The sequence below is a fragment of the Chryseobacterium sp. MMO-72 genome, from assembly GCF_037146035.1.
GTDB lineage: Bacteria > Bacteroidota > Bacteroidia > Flavobacteriales > Weeksellaceae > Chryseobacterium > Chryseobacterium indicum.
In genome coordinates this window covers 153,268-174,053 of record NZ_JBBCWG010000004.1, presented here as the reverse complement: position 1 = coordinate 174,053, position 20,786 = coordinate 153,268, and the positions used below count along the sequence as shown (strand labels likewise).

11 protein-coding genes are annotated in these 20,786 nt (G+C 39.3%); all 11 read left to right on the top strand.

The genetic code is table 11. The features are described 5' to 3' along the window. Positions 1–2 precede the first annotated feature (2 nt). A complete protein-coding gene (locus WFH39_RS07820) occupies positions 3–1,010 on the top strand; it encodes a PfkB family carbohydrate kinase (RefSeq protein WP_336689464.1) in 1,008 nt (335 codons plus the stop codon). Next, positions 1,007–1,639 (top strand): bifunctional 4-hydroxy-2-oxoglutarate aldolase/2-dehydro-3-deoxy-phosphogluconate aldolase, encoded by a 633-nt coding sequence (locus WFH39_RS07815; protein ID WP_336689463.1) that lies wholly within the window; start codon positions 1,007–1,009, stop codon positions 1,637–1,639. The genes WFH39_RS07820 and WFH39_RS07815 overlap by 4 nt, the downstream gene beginning before the upstream one ends. Positions 1,640–1,641: 2 nt before the next feature. After that, a complete protein-coding gene (locus WFH39_RS07810; protein ID WP_336689462.1) occupies positions 1,642–2,931 on the top strand; it encodes an MFS transporter in 1,290 nt (429 codons plus the stop codon). A 126-nt stretch (positions 2,932–3,057) separates the two neighbouring features. Further along, on the top strand, positions 3,058–4,779 hold the full coding sequence (locus WFH39_RS07805) for a glycoside hydrolase family 43 protein (RefSeq protein ID WP_336689461.1): 1,722 nt from the start codon (positions 3,058–3,060) through the stop codon (positions 4,777–4,779). 209 nt (positions 4,780–4,988) lie between these two features. Continuing rightward, positions 4,989–6,599: a glycoside hydrolase family 43 protein gene (locus WFH39_RS07800; protein ID WP_336689460.1), complete on the top strand. Its 1,611-nt coding sequence runs from the start codon at positions 4,989–4,991 to the stop codon at positions 6,597–6,599. Positions 6,600–6,896: 297 nt separating this feature from the next. Then, positions 6,897–8,756 (top strand): alpha/beta hydrolase-fold protein, encoded by a 1,860-nt coding sequence (locus tag WFH39_RS07795; RefSeq protein ID WP_336689459.1) that lies wholly within the window; start codon positions 6,897–6,899, stop codon positions 8,754–8,756. A 93-nt stretch (positions 8,757–8,849) separates the two neighbouring features. After that, positions 8,850–10,217, top strand: coding sequence for a glycoside hydrolase family 43 protein (locus tag WFH39_RS07790; protein ID WP_336689458.1), 1,368 nt, complete (start codon positions 8,850–8,852; stop codon positions 10,215–10,217). 2 nt (positions 10,218–10,219) lie between these two features. Further along, positions 10,220–12,160 (top strand): glycoside hydrolase family 97 protein, encoded by a 1,941-nt coding sequence (locus tag WFH39_RS07785; RefSeq protein ID WP_336689457.1) that lies wholly within the window; start codon positions 10,220–10,222, stop codon positions 12,158–12,160. A 240-nt stretch (positions 12,161–12,400) separates the two neighbouring features. Beyond that, the gene (locus tag WFH39_RS07780; protein WP_336689456.1) at positions 12,401–14,923 is read left to right on the top strand and encodes a glycosyl hydrolase 115 family protein; all 2,523 of its coding nucleotides are present in this window, start codon (positions 12,401–12,403) and stop codon (positions 14,921–14,923) included. Positions 14,924–15,184: 261 nt separating this feature from the next. Further along, a complete protein-coding gene (locus WFH39_RS07775; RefSeq protein WP_336689455.1) occupies positions 15,185–17,914 on the top strand; it encodes a T9SS type A sorting domain-containing protein in 2,730 nt (909 codons plus the stop codon). A gap of 212 nt (positions 17,915–18,126) precedes the next feature. Next, positions 18,127–20,754 carry a glycoside hydrolase family 3 C-terminal domain-containing protein gene (locus WFH39_RS07770; protein WP_336689454.1) on the top strand — a complete coding sequence of 876 codons (2,628 nt, stop codon included), beginning with the start codon at positions 18,127–18,129 and terminating at the stop codon, positions 20,752–20,754. Positions 20,755–20,786: the final 32 nt, after the last annotated feature.

Sequence of the window (20,786 nt, the reverse complement as noted above, 5' to 3'; positions counted from 1 at the left end):
GAATGAATCAGGGAAATTCAAATAAAATTTTATGCTTCGGAGAACTGCTTTTGCATTTTGCTCCGGATTCTCATGGAAATTGGCTGGAAAATCAGTCCGTTAAAATTTATATAGGCGGAGCTGAATATAATGTGGCTTCCGCTCTTTCCAAATGGGGAAATAAGGTTTCTCTGTATTCTGCATTACCGGAAAATTATCTGGGCGATCAGCTGGAATTAAAATTAAATCAGGAAAAAATAGAAATCCTCGCAGAAAAATCAACAGGCAGATTAGGAACCTTTTATCTTCCTTTCGATGGAGATATGCAGAATGCCAAAGTGATCTACGACCGTTTTCCTTCGGTTTTTTCAGAATCAGACTTTTCAGGATTTTCCGATGATGAGGTTTTTCAGGATGTAACCTGGCTTCATATAAGTACAATTACACCCGCTTTGAGCGAGAATGCCTTTCAAAAATGTTTTGATTTGATGAAGAAAGCCAATGCCCGGAATATTAAAGTTTCTCTCGATCTGAATTACCGTGCTTCTCTTTGGCAGAATCAGAATCCTCTTGATAAAATCTCAAAGCTGATGCCGTTTGTGAATGTTTTAATGGGGAATATATGGTCAATTCAGGAATTTCTGGACATTTCAATCCAGTACGATCTGAACGGAAATTTTGATGATGAAAATCTTGTAAAGCAGGCTGAAAAATCAGCTTTGGAAATTCAGAAATCTTATCCCAATGTAGAAAGCATTGCCAATACTTTCAGATTCACAAAAGGGGACGAAGTTCATTATTTTGCAACCCTGTATTCCGGAGGGAAATTATTCATATCAGAACACTACTATTCTGATAAAATTCTGGAAAGAGTAGGCAGCGGAGATTCTTTCATGGCGGCTCTTATTCACGGGATCATCAAAGAAAATACAACCCAAAAAATCCTGAATGATGCTGTAAAAGTAGCCTTTAAAAAACTTTTTGTACAGGGCGACACCATCAACGAAACGATTAATATCGAGAATTTATGAGTTCAACAATCATACAAAAAATAAAAGAGCAGAAGATCGTTCCATTGTTTTACAATGAGTCTTTCGAGGTTTCAAAATCCATTGTAGAATCGCTTTATGAAGCGGGAATCCGCGTTGTAGAATACACCAATCGTGGAGCATCTGCTTTAGAAAATTTCAGAAAACTGAAAGAACTGTCAGCGACAGAATTTCCGGAACTCTTCTTAGGAATAGGAACCGTAAAAAATGCGGCAGAGATGAATGAATACGTAAATGCGGGTGCAGACTTTATGATTACACCGGTGATTGATGAATCCATCGTTAAAAATGCTTCGGAAAGAAATGTTTTACTGATTCCGGGATGTTTTACCCCGTCAGACGTAAATCTGGCTTATCAGAACGGACTTAGAATGGTAAAAATATTTCCTGCGGATGTCGTAGGGAAAAAATACATCAGATCGATCCAGCCTGTTTTCCCTGAAATGGAATTTATGCTGACCGGAGGAATCAGCTCCGATCCGGAGGATATTATGAGTTGGCTGGAAGGCGGAGCTGTTGCGGTAGGACTCGGAAGCTCTCTGATTAATCCCAATCTTTCTTCCGAAGAATTAAAGGATAAGGTTAAAAAATTATTAATTCAATTAAAATAAAAATGCAGATACCTAAAACGAATCTCAGATGGTGGATGCTGTCTTTGGTTTTCCTCGCTACAACGATTAATTATCTTGATCGTCAGGTGATGGGATTGCTGAAACCAACATTAGAAACCGAGTTCCACTGGGACGAAAAAGATTACAGCTATATTGTGATGGCTTTTACCGCAACATATGCATTAGGTTATCTGGCAATGGGACGTTTTATTGACAGAGTGGGAACCAAAATTGGTTATGCCGTTTCTTTGGTTGTGTGGAGTCTTGCTTCTATAGGACATGGTTTTGTGAAGAGTACAGTAGGATTTATTGTTGCAAGAATGTCTTTAGGTTTAAGCGAAGCCGGAAATTTTCCTGCGGCTATAAAATCTGTTGCAGAGTGGTTCCCGAAAAAAGAGAGGGCTTTGGCAACAGGAATTTTTAATTCGGGAGCAACTGTCGGGGCTATTCTTGCACCTGTTTTGGTTCCTTTTATTCTTGGGCATTACGGATGGCAGCAGACCTTTGTCTGGATTGGCGCATTGGGTTTATTATGGATTATTCTTTGGTGGAAATTCTATTACACACCGGAAAAATCAAAGCTTATAAGCCGGGAAGAACTTCAGTACATCAAAAGTGATCAGCAGACACCGTCAGAATCTCAGGCAGGAATTCCCCTGTCAGAATTATTAAAATACAAAGTAACATGGTCATTTGCAATCGGAAAAATAATGACAGACCCCATCTGGTATTTCTTCATGTTTTGGCTGCCCGCTTATTTTTCCGATGTTTTCAAAATGGATTTAACCAAACCTTCTATTCCATTAATCGTTATTTACAGCGGAACCACTATTGGAAGCATTGGCGGCGGTTATTTTTCATCTTTTTTAATTAAAAAAGGCTGGGCAATCGGAAGAGCGAGAAGCATCGTGATGCTGTTGTTTGCATTAATGGTGGTACCGGTAATGTTTTCAAAATATGTCGAAAATATGTGGATAATAACCATTGTTATTGCGTTTGCAACTGCTGCGCACCAAGGCTGGGGAGCAAATCTCATGACAACGGTTGGCGACAGACTACCCAATAGCCATGTAAGTTCCGTGATCGGATTTGGCGGAATGCTTGGTTCGGCGGCAGGAATTATTTTCCCTCTGTTTATTGGTGTTGTTCTGGATACATTCAAAAAATCAGGAAATATTAACGGAGGATACAACATCATTTTCTTTATTGCAGGAATCTCTTATGTTTCCGCATGGCTAATCATTAAACTGATTAATAGGAAATCTTCAGGCGAAGAATTAAGTAAAAATTAAGACGTTGCTGCTTTAATAATAAATAAAATGCAGCTTTGAAAGATTTAAAAAGGTCAGATTCAATATTTTTCTGACAAGATTAAAAAGCCTAAATACCATATTAAACAATAATCTAAAAATATAATAATGAGACAGAGAATAATGCATTCGATTTTTTTAAGAAATAAACTTACTTTGTTGGCTGCTGCATCTTGGCTTTCTGTAAGTCATTTTTCTGCACAGACTTTCTCAGATTTTACCTATCGTGGAAACGACAAAATATACAACGACAATCCCCTGAAACCGGACGAATTTTATTCCCCGATTCTTCAGGGCTGTTATCCCGATCCAAGTATTACAAAAAAAGGAGATGATTATTATTTGGTAAATTCTTCTTTCTCAATGTTTCCCGGAGTTCCTATTTTCACTTCCAAGGATCTGGTAAATTGGAAGCAGGTAGGTCACGTTCTCGACAGACCTTCCCAGCTTAAGGTAGAAAAAGGCGGTGTTTCACAGGGAATTTATGCGCCAGATATCAAATACAACAAATTCAACGATACATTTTATATGATTACCACCCAGATTGCAGGTGGAGTTGGGAATATGGTCGTGAAAACCAAAGATCCGGCAAAAGGATGGAGCGAAGTACAAAAGCTGAATTTTGATGGGATTGATCCTGCTATTTTCTTTGATGATGACGGAAAAGCATACATTGTTCACAACGATGCGCCGCCAAAAGGAACCGAGCAGTATCAAGGTCATCGCGTTATTAAAATGTGGGATTACGATCTGGAAAAAGATCAGGTTGTTGCAGGTTCAGACAAAATTATTGTGAACGGAGGAGTAGACCTTTCGCAAAAACCAATCTGGATCGAAGGTCCTCATTTATACAAATACAAAGGAAAATATTACCTGATGTGCGCAGAAGGCGGAACCGGAGGCAACCACAGCGAAGTTATTTTTATGGCAGACTCTCCTAAAGGTCCCTTTGTTCCGGCCAAAAACAATCCGATTCTTACCCAAAGATACTTTCCAAGAGACAGAAAAGAAAAAGTAGATTGGGCAGGTCATGCAGATTTGGTGGAAGGTTCGAACGGACAATGGTACGGCGTATTTTTAGCCATTCGTCCTAATGTAAATAACCGTGTAAATAAAGGTCGAGAAACTTTCATTCTTCCGGTTGACTGGAGCGGAACATATCCTGTGTTCCAAAATGGTCTGGTTCCGATGAAGCCGAAACTGAAAATGCCACAAGGCGTTCAGAATCAGACCGGACAAAACGGATTTTTCCCGAATGGAAATTTTAACTATAATGATAAATTAACCGATAAAAATCTGGATTTCCGTTGGATTGCAATGCGTGGACCGCGCGAAAATTTTATCACCACTACAAAAGCGGGGGTAAAAGTGAATCCTATGGAGACGAATATCAAAGCTTTAGCTCCTGTTTCTGCATTATTCCACCGATTGCAGCACGAAGATTTTGATACCTCCGTAACGCTTGATTTTAAACCTAAATCCGAAAAAGAACTGGCAGGAATCACTTGCTACCAAAGTGAAAGATTCAACTACGTTTTCGGAATCACGAAAAAAGACAAAGATTTCTATATCGTTTTGGAAAGAACAGAAAAAGGGGAATCCAGACTGTTAGCAAGCGAAAAAATTTCACTTTCAAAAAATATTAAATTTCAGGTAACGGGAGAAAAAGATGAAATCAGCTTCAGCTATTCTTTGGATGGCAGAAACTTTAAAAATCTCGGCGGTCCGGTTTCGGGAGATATCCTTTCTACCGATGTGGCAGGCGGATTTACAGGAAGTCTGATAGGATTATACAGTACTTCTTCCAATGACATTGTGCCGAATCAATAGTAAAAGCAATCACTCGGAATATGAATAGGAACGGGCTTTAGCCCGTTTTTCAAAAAAGAACAGCCAATTCGGCTTTAGCCAAAATAAAAGATCATACAGGCTTTTAAAAGGCTAATTCGAATTTACAATAGATTGATTATCAGTAATGTCAAACTGAGCTTGTCAAAGAGTTTTTAGATTGATTAAAACCAAACCAAAATTGCAAAAACGTGAAAATTAATAGACCATTTTATATAGTTTCTTTTTTGGGATTTATCGGGCTGAATCCACTTTCGGCCCAGATAAATCATTCTGAAAAGACGACAACCCATTTTACCAACCCCATCATTTGGGCGGATGCTCCGGATTTATCAATTACCCGAAATGGTGACGATTTTTATCTGATAAGCACCACTATGCATCTGATGCCGGGAGCTCCCGTAATGCATTCCAAAGATCTGGTACACTGGGAAATGTCGAGCTATGTTTTTGATACACTGAATGATAATTCTAAATATGACTTGCTTAACGGAACCGTTTACGGACGTGGACAGTGGGCTTCTTCCATCCGTTATCATAAAGGAAAATATTACGTTCTGTTTTCTCCTAATGATGAGCCTTTCAAATCCTACTTTTATGTCACCGACAATCCTGAAAAAGGAAACTGGAAACTCATCACGAGAACCAGACATTTTCACGATGCCTCTTTGCTTTTCGATGATGATGATCGGGTGTATGTCTTCACGTCAAACAAAGTTTTTGAGCTGAGTCCCGATTTTAAAACCATTATCGGAAATCAGGACGGAACAGAAGTCTTTCAGAAAGATGAATCAGAAACCGGACTTTTAGAAGGCAATCAGATCATTAAAAAAGACGGAAAATATTACATGATGATGATTTCCTGGCCAAAAGGCGGAAAACGCCGTCAGGAAGTGTACAGAGCCGATAAAGTTACTGGCCCGTACGAGAAAAAAGTTATCCTTGAAGACAATTTTCTTGGATTTTCATACGCCGGACAGGGCGCTCTGATTGACGATAAGAATGGCAACTGGTATTCCCTGATCTTTCAGGACAGAAATGGAGTAGGAAGGGTTCCGGTTTTGCTTCCAGTGAAATGGGAAAACAACTGGCCAATTTTGGGTAATAACGGAAAAGTACCTTTCACGGGTGAAGTTCCGCTTCCGACATTTAAACCAAAAAATCATCTGGTAGAAAGTGACGAATTTTCAGGTAAAAAAATGAAAATACAATGGCAATGGAATCATAATCCTGTCAATTCAGCATGGTCTCTATCCGAAAGAAAAGGCTTCCTAAGGTTGAAAACAAGCAGAGTAGTGGATAATTTGTACCTCGCTCCAAACACCTTAACGCAGAGAATGGAAGGTCCTAAATCCAGCGGCATTGTTTCTTTAAATGTGAAAGGAATGAAAGACGGCGATGTTGCAGGTTTCAGTGCTTTCAACGGGGACTCCGGAATTTTGTCTGTCATAATGGAAGGTGGTAAAAAATTTATTGTTTTTTCATCAGATGCAGTCAGTTTAGATAACAAGACCAAGGCAGTTATAAGTGTTAAAAAAGAGGAGAAAAAGCGTATTCCCCTGGATTCCGATATCGTTTATTTTAGAATTGATGCCGATTTCAACCTCGGAAAAGATCTCGCAGATTTCTATTACAGTACCGATCAGAAAAACTGGACCGAAATGGAAAAAGGATACAAAATGATTTTCGATTACCGAAGATTTTTTATGGGTTCCAGGTTGGCAATCTTCAATTATGCAACCAGGAATCTGGGTGGTTTTGTAGATGTTGATTTTTTCAGAGTCAATACTATTTCAGAGTAATGATGTGGGGTTATTTTTGGGGTAGCTTATCCGTCTTCCACTCCCGCTTTTTTATTCGTCGTTTCTCCTCACAAAAAGAGCTCCGTTCAAGCCGGGCTACGAGAGATTCGCTGTTTAAAAAGACATATGAGCTCCGTAGGAGCATTCTGTTAATAGAAAAAAGTTGCGTTACCAAAACAAAGCTTCTTAGAGGCGAACTGTTAATAAAACAGACGATAAAATTTAAAAAAACAAATCCATTTGAATGAATAATTTTTTTATCAAAATAAATAAGTGTAAAAATTACAAATAAAAATCATGAACAGATCCATCATATTAACAGTCACTTTCATGTTATCCGGAATCCTTTTTTCTGCACAGACTTCCGATAAACAGGCACCACAAGGTTTTGATGTAGAAAATCCTACAATTTCCCACGGAAAAATCGATACGGTTCAATATCTATCAAAAACGGTAGGAACGACCAGAAAAGCCCTGATTTACACACCACCCGGATTCAAAAAAGGAAATAAATACCCTGTTCTTTATCTCCTTCATGGCATCGGAGGAGATGAAAAAGAATGGTTCAATCAGGGAAAGCCAAATGTTATTCTCGATAATCTCTACGCACAGGGAAAAGTGCAGCCGATGATTGTTGTTTTACCGAACGGAAGAGCAATGAAGAATGACAGAGCAACAGGAAATATTATGGCTCCGGATAAAGTAGAAGCCTTTACAACCTTTGAAAAAGATCTGCTGAATGACCTCATTCCCTTTGTAGAAAAAAAATATCCAGTTAAAAAAGACAGAGAAAACCGCGCTTTGGCGGGTCTTTCAATGGGAGGCGGACAAACCCAGAATTTTGCCTTCGGAAATATGGATAAATTTGCATGGTTAGGTGCATTTTCTTCAGCGCCCAATACAAAAGAACCTGGTCAGCTTTTACCCAATCCGCAGGATGCCCTGAAGCTAAAACTTATTTTTATTTCCTGTGGCGATGCGGACGGACTGATGCCTTTCAGTAAAAGAACCAGCGACTATCTCAACAAAAACAAAATCCCCCATATTTTTTACATCGAACCGGGCGGTCACGACTTCAAGGTCTGGAAAAACGATTTATATATTTTTTCACAGCTATTATTCAAGCCTGTCGACAAATCTGAGTTCAGTAATTTTACGGTTTTAGGAACACCCGCAGCAACCAATATCAGAAATGCGCAGTATCCTCAAATCCTTCCAGACGGAAGAGTGATGTTTAAAATCAAAGCTCCGGAAGCACAAAAAGTACAGATCGATCTGGGAAAAAAATATGACCTGAAAAAAGATCCCGATGGATTCTGGACAGGCACAACAGATCCTCAAAGCGGAGGTTTTCATTACTATTCCCTGTTGATTGACGGAGTAGCGGTTGCAGATCCCTCCAGCGAAACATTTTACGGAATGGGAAGATACGCCAGTGGAATCGATATTCCCTTTGAAGGAGATGATTTTTATGCTTTAAAAGACGTGCCTCACGGGGACGTCCGCATTAAAAATTTTTATTCCAAAGTCACTAATTCATGGAGAAGAGTCTTCATTTACACGCCGCCGGGTTACGATCAGAATTCCTCCGAATCTTATCCAGCACTGTATATTTTACATGGCGGAGGCGAAGATGAAAGCGGTTGGGCAAAACAAGGCAAAGCCAATCTTATTCTAGATAATCTGATTGCAGAAGGAAAAGCAAAAAAAATGATTATCATTATGCCCGATGCCAATATCGGACAGGCAGGAATCCGAAATTTCGGCGAACGCAATCTTCAGCTCTTTGAAAGAGAGCTGAAAGAATCTGTCATCCCGTTTGCCGAAACCAATTACAGAATTAAAAAAGGCAAGGAAAATCGGGCTTTGGCAGGACTTTCTATGGGTGGAATCTATACATTATATACAGGAATTCAGAATTCCGAGATGTTCTCAGGTTTAGGCGTTTTCAGTTCAGGATATATGCTGCCTGCGCTTCAGGACGTTGCCGACAAGCAGTATAAATTTTTAACGGAAAATAAATCTGCCTTTTCATCCAATATCAGAAATTTTTGGATTTCAATGGGCGGAAAAGACGATATCGCCTATGAAAACGGTCAGAAAATGCTGAAAGAACTGGATAAAATCGGAATTAAATATTCTTACAAAGATTATTAGGGCGGTCATACATGGCCGGTTTGGAGAAACAGTCTCTATGAGTTTGCGCAAGGACTTTTTAAAGAGTAAAATAGTATCCAAAGTCATTAAAATATGAAAACAATAATACTCAATCTCTGTCTGCTAGTCTTTTCGGGAATATTATATTCGCAGAATCCTATTATTCAGACCAACTATACCGCCGATCCGGCTCCGATGGTGTACAATGACAGGCTTTACGTTTACACAACCCATGATGAAGATGATTCCACATGGTTCACAATGAACGACTGGAGAGTTTATTCCACCAACGATATGGTGAACTGGACCGACCACGGAACAATCCTTTCCTACAGCGACTTCGACTGGGCAAAACGTGATGCGTGGGCGGCACAGTGCGTGGAAAGAAACGGTAAATTTTTTATATACGTTCCGATGTGGTCTAAAACCAATAATAAAGGAGCGATTGGTGTTGCGGTGGGAGATAGTCCGTTCGGGCCGTTTCATGATCCGCTTGGAAAACCTCTTGTGCAAAGCGAATGGGGCGACATCGATCCGACAGTTTTTATTGATGACGACGGACGGGCGCATATGTACTGGGGAAATCCGAAACTCAAATATGTAAAACTGAATCAGGACATGATTTCTTACTCCGGCGAGATTGTTGAAGTTCCCATTACAGAAGAATCTTTCGGGAAAAGAGACGGAAAAGAGAACCCCGAAAGACCAACAAAATATGAGGAAGGACCTTGGTTATATAAAAGAAAAGATCTGTATTATCTCTTCTGGCCGGGCGGACCGCTTCCGGAATTCATAGGCTACTCCACAAGCAAAAGCGCAAAAGGACCATGGAAATACGGCGGAATTGTAATGCCAACCGAAGGGAAATCGTTCACTAATCATCCCGGAATCATTGATTTCAGAGGAAAAACCTATTTCTTTTATCACAACGGCGCTTTGCCGGGAGGAAGCGGATTTACAAGATCCGTAAGTGTGGAGGAACTCAGTTTTAATAAAGACGGCTCGGTTGTACCCATCAAAATGACGAGTGGAATAACCAAAGCCATTGCAGCCATTAATCCTTACTCATTTAATCAGGCGGAAACAATTGCATGGTCTGAAAATGTAAAATCTTATCAGAACAAAGCAGCAGGGGTTTTTATCAAAGCAAAAAAAAGCGGCGCTTACACCAGTGTGAAAAATGTGGATTTTGGCAGAAAAGGAGCCGCTACATTTTCAGCAAGAGTGGGAACAACACACAACAGTGACGTGACAATGGATGTTCGTCTGGACGGTATTAACGGACCATTGGTTGCCACAGTAAAAGTTCCTTTAACTGGCGGAGACGACCGTTGGGAAACCGTGAAAACAGAACTGAAGGAAAAAATTACCGGCGTTCACGATGTGTACTTTGTATTTAATGGAAAAGCACCTAAAGATATTATGTTTTTCGATTATTGGACTTTTCTTGAAAATAACTGATTATGATTAAAATATCCTACCTCTCCATATTGTTGTTGTTCCTCACCGGAATTTCAGGTTTTGCACAGGTCGCAGAAATTTCAAGCCCCGACGGAAAATTAAAATTAAATGTCTTTGCTGAAAACGGAAAAGCTCTTTACAATCTTAGTTTTCAGGGAAAAATAATGTTGGAAAAATCACCTTTAGGTCTGATTACCAATGAATCTGATTTTTCTGAAAATTTGAAATTCGTTGATAGTAAAAAAGACAAAGTTTCTAAAAACTACACCAACGAGAAAATCAAGAAATCACAAGTCAGTTATACCGCAAATATTTTGACAGTCAATTTTACCAATGCAGATAACTTTAATATTGGGATTGAGTTTCAGGTGAGCAATAACAATCTGGCTTTCAGATATGAAATTCAGCCGATGAAAGACCATTTAAGTGCGGTCGTACAGTCAGAAACTACAGGTTACAGATTCCCGGCTCAAACCACAACTATCCTTTCTCCAATGATGAAACCGATGACAGGTTTTGCCAGAACGGCACCAAGCTACGAAAGTGGTTATAAAGCTGATGCAGAATTAGGAATAAAATCTGATTATGGTTACGTTTTTCCGGGATTGTTTCATATCGGAAACGACGGGTGGATTCTATTGTCCGAAACTGGTGTGAACAGCCTCTACTGTGCTTCTCACCTCAATACAACTTCTGAAAAAGATCTTTATCAGGTTGCTTACCCGAATAAAGCTGAAAACAATGGATTTGGAAGTACAGGAGCATCCATTTCACTTCCCGGAAAAACACCTTGGAGAACCATCACCATTGGCGATTCTTTAAAACCGATTGTGGAAACCACGATTCCTTTTGATGTTGTGGAGCAAATGTATGAACCCTCACAGAAATATACCTTCGGAAAATCAACCTGGAGCTGGATTCTGTGGCAGGACAACAGTATGAATTATAAAGATCAAAGCCTTTTTATCGATTTAGCATCAGAAATGGGGTATGAATACATTCTGATCGATGCGCTTTGGGACAAAAATATAGGAAAAGAAAGAATGAAAGATCTCATTCAATATGCCAGATCCAAAAATGTAGGCGTATTGCTTTGGTACAATTCCAACGGTGCTGCGAATGATGCGCCGATGGGACCGAGAAACAAAATGAGTTCCTCCATAGAACGCAAAAAAGAAATGAAATGGCTGAAAGAAGCAGGTGTACAAGGGCTGAAAGTCGATTTTTTCGGTGGTGATAAACAGGAAACAATACGTCTGTATGAAGACATTCTTTCCGATGCCAATGATTTTGGGTTAAAAATTATTTTTCACGGAGCCACATTACCAAGAGGCTGGGAAGTAATGTACCCGAATTATGCTGGAAGCGAAGCGGTTTTAGCGTCCGAAATGCTCTGTTTTTCCGAAGATGTTCGTAAACAGGAAGCTTTTTTCGCCTCACTGCATCCATTCATCAGAAATACGGTCGGAAGTATGGAGTTTGGCGGGACTTTTCTCAATAAATATTTAACGAAATCCAACAAAGACAAGAATAAAAGATACACAACAGACAGTTTTCAGTTGGCAACGGCGGTTCTGTTTCAGAATCCGGTTCAGATGTTTGGAGTAACACCGAACAATCTGCATGATGTCCCAAAATTTCAGCTTGATTTTATGAAAGAAATTCCCACACTTTGGGATGAAACGGTTTTTGTAGACGGTTATCCCGGAAAATATTCTGTGATCGCAAGAAGACATCAGAATCAATGGTATGTTGCCGGAATTAATGCAGAAAAAACGGTTAAAAAACTGAAGATCAGTCTTCCTGTGTTTGCTGGAAAAACGGTGAAATTCATCAACGACGATACTCACGGAAATTCATCAGAAAAAGAAGTGAAAGTGAGTGCAAAAGGTGATTTTAATGTGGAAATTCAGCCAAACGGAGGATTTGTTTTGAGAAATTAATTTTTTGGGCAGCTTTTTCCGCCTTCCACTCCCGCTTTTTTGCCTCCGCTTTGCTGCGGCAAAAAGAGCTCCGTTCAAGTCGGGCTGCGAAGAGATTCGCTGCACTCAAAGAATCCGAAGGATTCAATATTAATAACCATAGGTGCAAACCTATGTCAAGAAATACGAATAAATCCGAACCCTGAAAGGGTTCAATTTGATAAGCCATTCAAATTTTATTTAAATAGAAAATAAAAGATTATGAATCAGATAAAAATATTTTTTCTCGTCATGGTATTCGGATGCTGTTTACAACTCAATGCAACAGAACCGTTCATCAGTAAAGAAAAAAATTCGGAAACAATTGTATTAAAAGAAAGATCAGTCCCTCTTTCGATTCTTTTCACCTCCGGAATGGATAATGGAATTTTAAGAGCAGTTAAAAATCTGCAGTCCGATTTTCTTAAGGTAACGGGAAGTGAACCCAATATATTGAATCAGGTTTCGGAAATGAATTCTCCTTTAATCATCATCGGAACAGTAGGAACAAAATCGGTAGTTGATGATCTCATTAAACAGAAAAAAATCGACGGAAAATCTTTAACCGGAAAAAATGAAAAATACATCATTCAGAATGTAAGCCATCCATTTCCCGGCCTTTCTGAAGCAATCGTCATTGCCGGAAGCGACAAAAGAGGAACCATTTACGGCATTTATGAAATGTCTCAGCAAATCGGGGTTTCGCCATGGTATTACTGGGCAGATGTTCCGGTTGAGAAAAAGGAAAACTTATATTTTAAAAAAGGAATGTATACAGACGGAGAACCTGCAGTAGAATACCGAGGAATTTTTCTGAATGACGAAGAACCTTCGTTGGGAGGATGGGCGAGAACAACTTTTGGAGGAATCAATTCTAAATTTTACGAGAAAGTTTTTGAGCTGATTTTAAGGCTGAAAGGCAATTACATCTGGCCAGCCATGTGGGGAAAAGCTTTCTATGACGATGATCCTTTGAACGGACCTTTAGCCGATGAAATGGGAATTATTATGGGAACTTCACACCACGAACCGATGGCTCAGGCTCAGACCGATTGGCATCGGTACATTAAGAAGAATAATTTACCGAATGTCTGGGATTATTCCAAAAATGAAAAAGTTTTGCAGGAATTCTGGAAATTGGGGCTTGAAAGAAGCAAAAACTGGGAAAAATTAGTCACAGTGGGAATGCGCGGCGACGGTGATGAAGCGATGGGAGAGGGAACGAACATCTCCCTTCTGGAAAAAGTAGTGAAAGACCAGCGAAGAATCATTGCTGAGGTGACCGGTAAAAAAGCAGAAAAAACACCTCAGGTTTGGGCTTTGTACAAAGAAGTTCAGGAGTATTACGACAAAGGAATGCGAGTTCCGGATGATGTAATTTTATTATTCTGTGATGATAACTGGGGAAATGTGAGAAAACTTCCGGATCTTTCAAAACCTTTGCACAAAGGCGGTTACGGAATGTACTACCACTTCGATTATGTGGGCGGACCGAGAAATTCAAAATGGATCAATATCAATCCAATTCAGAGGATTTGGGAACAGATGAATCTTTCCTACGAACATAAAGTGGATAAAGTTTGGGTGGTAAATGTCGGAGATTTGAAGCCAATGGAATTTCCTATCAGTTTTTTCCTTGAAATGGCATGGAATCCGAAGCAGTTCAATTCAAAAAATCTTTTAAAATATACCGAAAAATGGGCAGCACAGCAGTTTGGTGAAAAACACGCCGGAGAAATTGCGGGAATGATTAATCTGTATGCAAAATACAACCGTCGCGTTACACCGGAAACACTGGACAGCAAAACATACAGTCTGGAAAACTACCATGAATTCGAAACTGTTTTAAATGATTACAGAGCATTGGCTGTTGATGCATTGCGCCTGAAAGAGCAGATCCCTGCAGAATATCATGATGCCTATTATCAGTTAGTTCTTTATCCTATCGATGCATGCAGCAATTTGTATGAAATGTATTATGCCGTTGCAAAAAACAAGGAATTGGCTGCCAGATACGATTTAAAAGCAAATTATTTTGCGGACAAGGTAAAAGAATGCTTTGAGAGAAATGCATATCTGGATCATAAATACAACAATGAAATTGCCGGCGGGAAATGGAAACACATGATGGATCAGATGAGAATAGGATACAAAACCTGGGCAGACGGAAAAGAAAATATAATGCCTGAAGTAACCTATGTATATGATGATAACGCTTCCAAAGAAAAAATATTTCAGGAGAAAAACGGCTATATTTCGATAGAAGCGGAAAATTTTGCGAGAACCAGCCATTCAGACCGAATTCATTGGGAAGTGATTCCGGATTTTGGTAAAACTAAATCCGGCGTGACTACCTTTCCACAGAATGCCTATCCAAAAGCGGATGAAAATATTTATCTGGAATATGATATGAATTTTGAATCCAAAGGCGAATTCGAAGTCCAGTTGTTATTGGCGCCGACTTTGAATTTTAATCACAACAAAGGACTGCGTTATGAAATTTCTTTTGATAATCAAACGCCGCAGATAGTTAATTTCAATGGTCATTACAGAGGCGAATTGGGAAGATGGCAATCCGAACATATCATAAAGTCCGCAACGAAACACCAGATTTCCCAACCCGGAAAATATACGCTGCGATTCCGTGTTTTGGAGCCTGGGATCGTTCTGGAAAAAATACTGATCAATACGGGAGGTTTACAGCCTTCTTATCTGGGTGCACCCGAAAGTGAAATTCTTCACTGAAAATCAGCAAATAGTAACAACAATCAATGCTTTGCTTATGAAACATTAATCCAATTTGTCATTCTCTTTTTTTAAATATTGTTTTCAGCAAATACAGGACAAGGAAAACAGCAGAGGCTTTGTAACAAAACTTTATTTAAACCCGCTGCCTGATACAGTTCAGGGAATTTTCTTGATGGTTTTTCAATAATAAACCGTCTTGAAGGGGATTGTATATTCCATACTTTACTGAAAAATGATCAAAATTAAAACTAAAACATTATGAAAAAACGTTTAAACTTTTTAGCAATTCAATCTATTTTTCTGCTTGTTAGCTGTTTTTTTTACGGACAGCTTACCACCGTTAAAATCGATAAAAATACCTCGTACCAGAAAATAAAAGGATTCGGAGGATTTGTCTGCAGTCCGCAATTCGCTTATAATCATATGACGACTTCCGAAATTCAGACGCTTTGGGGAACAGGAAGTGAAGGAGGCTATAATATCATGAGGCTGTATATTCCGGAAGACAGCAGCAACTGGAGTGCTGTATTACCAACGGCACAATTAGCAAAATCAATGGGGCTTACTATTTTCGCAAGTCCGTGGACAATGCCCGCAGCCTGGAAAACCAATAACCATGTGAATGCTGTTTATACAGATGCCAACGGAGTCCAGCAGATCGGATATTTGAAACCTGAAAATTATCAGGATTATGCTTTGTATCTCAACAGTTTTGTTACTTATCTTCAGACCAATGGAGTGGATCTGGATTACATTTCTATCCAAAATGAACCGGACGAAATGGCTCAATATCAGGGATGTATCTGGACTCCGACTCAGATAGCGACTTTTGTAAAAGATTACGGACATCTTATCAACTGCAAAGTGATTGCACCGGAAAGTGTGGGTTTTACCGATAATTTTGCCAATGCCATGCTGAATACTGCTACCATGGCTAATTTCGAAGTTTATGGAGGACATCAGTACGGATTAATGCAGTCGGCTTACAAACAGTTCCAGAATTATAATAAAGAAATCTGGCAGACAGAATATCTGATTAATTGGAACTCCGGCAGCCAGACTCCGCGTGATTTCAGCTGGAACCTTGATGCTTTTAACTTTGCTTCAAGCATCAATAATTCCATGCTCGGAAATATCAATGCGTGGATTCATTACGCTTCAAAAAGATATTACGGATTAATGGGCGACGGAACCTACGGAACACCAACAGGAGTGATGTCTAAAAGAGGTTATATCCTTTCCCATTATGCAAAATACGTAACAGGAAAAACAAGAATTGATGCCAAATGGGATGATAAAACTGGAGCTTTACAGGGATCTTCCTATATTTCCACAGATGGTAACCAGATTGTTTTGATGGTCATTAATTCTTCTGCCAATACTTATAATCTGAAGGTCGATCTGCCTTTTTATACCACATCGGGAACAAAAGTACTCACAAATGCTTCTTCCAATATGGTGACCACGCCGATTTCATTCAGTACACCCACTTTCCGTCCCGGAGCGGATATTGCTCCATCAAGCGTAATGACTTTCGTATTCAATAAAAGTGGCGACAGACCGGTTTCTCTGATGACAGGCGGAAATATCCATTACAATAAAATCGAGACACAAACAACCACCAATTCCGCTTTCGGAACTGCTTTTAACATCAGTAATACAACGGTAACATTTTCCAATCCAAGTCCTTTGATCAGTAATAATATGACTGCTTCAAACGGTTATCTTCAGTTGAACGACAGATACAACAAGCTGATTTTACACGTCAACAGCTACACTACAGCGGGACAGAGCTATTCAGATAATACGACTCTGTATTATATCAACAGTCAGGGTATTGCAAAATCTTTCAACTATGGAAGAATCAATTTTCCGACAGGAGGAAATTTTGATATTACCCTTGATATTTCGAGACAGGTGCTTACCGACGGATGCAAAGGAATTTTAGGACTTAGAAATTCAAATTACAGTTCCGTTCTTACCTTAAATTTAGGAGATGTTTATTTTAATGTAGGCAACGAAATTGCTTCAAAATTTAGCGGAACCTATTCAGACAACGACAGCAATCTAATGGACGCATTGGAAAACGGCTACTTTACCTCACTGGATTTCAGGACAACTGCAGGAATTACCCCTTCAAATAACTGGCAGCCTCTAAGCGTAAATTCAAATAACATTTTTTATGTGAATTCTAATGTAAATTCTACCTCAAACAATGTTATTTCCGGAACGGCATGTTCCAATCTTGTCCTTTCAGATTTGGGCAAAGATTTTCAGGTTCCGTTTAACTTCAGCACGACATCAGCTTCTTACAGCAGAACTTTTAACGGGTACGAAACTTTGCTGTTACCTTTTGAAGCCAATATTCCTTCAGGAGTAGCGGTATATCTTATGTCGCCGGGCGCAACAGCGGTTTCGGGAACCCAGATTTCTGGCGGAACAATTCCAGCCAATACTCCGGTACTTGTGAATGCGACAGGAAGCTATACTTTTACAGGAACAGGGAACGTTTCTACACCAAAAGCCATTACCGTAAATCAGATGAACGGAGTCTATCACACCATAAAAGTTCCGGCTAACAGTTATGTTCTGAAAACAGAAAGCGGAGTAACAGGCTTTTATAAAGTTGTTGCAGGAAGTGAACCGATGATTAATCCTTTCAGAGCATACCTCACGGAAGAAAATACATATTCGGCAAATATGCTTCCTTTAAATTTCGCTGTATTGGCTACACAGAATAGCAATCTGCAGAAAGATGAGGTTAAAGTGTATCCGAATCCTGCAAAAACGGAAATTTTTGTTGAATTAAAAACTCAGAATGCAACGGCTGAAATTTATGATGCAAGAGGAGGCTTGGTGAAATCAAGATTGAAAATGACAGCAGGGAAAAACCGTATCGGAATCAGCGACCTTTCTGCAGGAACCTACTTTATTGAAATTTCATCACCAAACAAAAAAAAATCATCACAGAAATTTATTAAACAATAATCTGTATATCAGTTAATTCATCAAAGCCATCATCAGTCTGATATTTTGATGGCTTTGTTTTATTCAATAAAAATCATTACTCGAAAATAATAAGTGTTATTTATACATTTATATAATATAGAATCTTATATTTGTTTTTGTTACAGAATTAGCTGAATGTACCCTGTAATAATTAAAGATTTTTAACCATAAAATGTTTTGTTGTAATAAAAATGAAAAAAATTCTGTTAAATATATCAATCTTTATTTGTGCAGTATCCTCCGCACAGAATTTTAAATATCCTTTCCAGAATCCCGGTCTTCCTGTAGAACAGAGGATCGAAAACCTTCTCGGATTATTAACGGTTGATGAAAAAATCGGAATGATGATGGATAATTCAAAAGCCGTTCCCAGATTGGATATTCCCGGTTACGGATGGTGGAATGAGGCGCTTCACGGTGTTGCAAGAGCAGGAACGGCAACGGTTTTTCCTCAGGCAATCGGAATGGCTGCAGCGTGGGATGTTCCGGAACATTTTAAAACTTTTGAAATGATTTCCGACGAAGCGAGGGCAAAATACAACAGATCTTTTGATGAGTCTCAAAAAACCGGGCGTTACGAAGGTTTGACGTTCTGGACTCCGAATATTAATATTTTCCGCGATCCGAGATGGGGAAGAGGTCAGGAAACCTATGGTGAAGATCCTTATTTAACTTCTGTTTTGGGCGTTGCGGCTGTGAAAGGTTTGCAGGGAAATGATCCGAAATATTTTAAAACGCATGCCTGCGCAAAACACTTCGCCGTTCACAGCGGTCCCGAATGGAACCGGCACTCTTACAATGCAGAAGTTTCTAAAAGAGATTTGTATGAAACTTATCTTCCGGCTTTCAAAGCCTTGGTTTTAGAAGGAAATGTAAGGGAAGTGATGTGTGCTTACAATGCGTTTGATGGTCAGCCTTGTTGTGCGAACAATACTTTACTGACAGAAATTCTCCGCGGAAAATGGAACTACGACGGAATGGTCGTTTCCGATTGCTGGGCTTTGGCAGATTTTTACCAGAAACAATACCACGGAACACATCCCGACGAGAAAAGTACCGCTGCAGATGCGCTGAAACACTCCACAGATTTAGAATGTGGCGACACCTACAATAATTTAAACAAATCTTTAGCAAGTGGTTTAATCACAGAAAAAGATCTGGATGTTTCTATGCGCAGAATTCTGAAAGGTTGGTTTGAATTGGGAATGCTTGACCCAAAATCTTCGGTTCACTGGAACTCCATTCCATATTCCGTTGTGGATTCTGAAGAGCATCAAAAACAGGCTTTAAAAATGGCTCAGAAATCAATTGTATTGATGAAAAATGAGAAGAATGTTTTGCCTTTGAATAAAAAAATCAAAAAAATCGCAGTCGTTGGTCCCAATGCAGATGACGAACTGATGCAGTTGGGAAATTATAACGGAACACCTTCATCTATTGTAACAATTTTAGATGGAATTAAAAACAAATTTCCAAATGCTGAAATTATTTATGAAAAAGGGACCGAAGTTGCCGATCCATCTTCCAGAACTTCGCTTTATCAGAATTTTTTAAACCGGAAAAACGGCGAAAAAGGAATGAAAGTAGCGTTTTTCAACAACAATGAATTCAAAGGAACTCCGGCTAATATTTCAGTCAATAAAAGCGGAATCAATTATAACAGTTTCGGCGGAACCCAGCTTGCTCCCAATGTGGGAAGGGAAAATACATCGGCGATTATTTCCGGCATTTTTAAAAGTTCTTACACCGGCGATGTCATTTTTTCACCTTCAACATCCGATGTTTATACACTTTTTGTTGACGGAAAAGAAATCGCCACAAGAAAAGGTCCCGACGCAAGACATCCTTCGGAATTTCCTGTGAAAATGGAAAAAGGCAAAGAATATCAAATTGAATTACGTCACACCCAAAAAGGAAAATATGTAAGCATCACTTTCGATGTATACAGAAAAGATCCGGTCAATTTTGCTGCCGTTAGAGAAAAAGTGAAAGATGCTGAGGTCATTATTTTTGCGGGTGGACTTTCGCCAAGTCTGGAAGGTGAAGAAATGATGGTGAATGCAGAAGGCTTCAAAGGCGGTGATAAAACGTCCATTGACCTTCCGAAAGTTCAGCGTGAATTGTTGGCAGAATTAAGAAAAACCGGAAAACCTGTCGTTTTTGTGCTTTGCACTGGAAGTTCGCTCGGTTTGGAGCAGGACGAAAAAAATTACGATGTTTTAGTCAACGCATGGTATGGCGGACAATCGGGTGGAACGGCTGTTGCAGATGTTTTGGCAGGCGATTACAATCCGTCAGGAAAATTACCGGTTACCTTTTATAAAAATCTGGAACAGCTCGATAATAATCTTTCTAAAACAGCTAAACATAAGGGTTTTGAAAACTACGATATGCAGGGAAGAACCTACCGTTATATGACCGAAAAACCCTTGTATGCTTTTGGACATGGGTTGAGTTATTCAAATTTTAATTATGGTGATGCTATATTGAGTAAGAATACGATTACAGCAACTGAAAATATGATGATTACCATTCCTGTTAAAAATACTTCAAAACGTGACGGTGAAGAGGTTGTTGAGGTGTATGTAAAAAGAAATAACGATGTTTTAGCTCCTGTAAAGACTTTGAGAGCTTTCGAAAGAGTGTTCATCAAAGCAGGTGAAACCAAAAATGTTCAGCTTACGATTTCTAAAGATTCCTTTAAATTTTATGATGAAAAAGTAGATGATCTGGCTCCAAAAGCCGGAGATTACACCATTTTCTACGGCGGAACTTCTGAGGAATCCGGGCTAAAAAGTATTCAAATGAAAGTTAATTAATCAGCTATAAGAACCGCGAAACCTTACAGGTT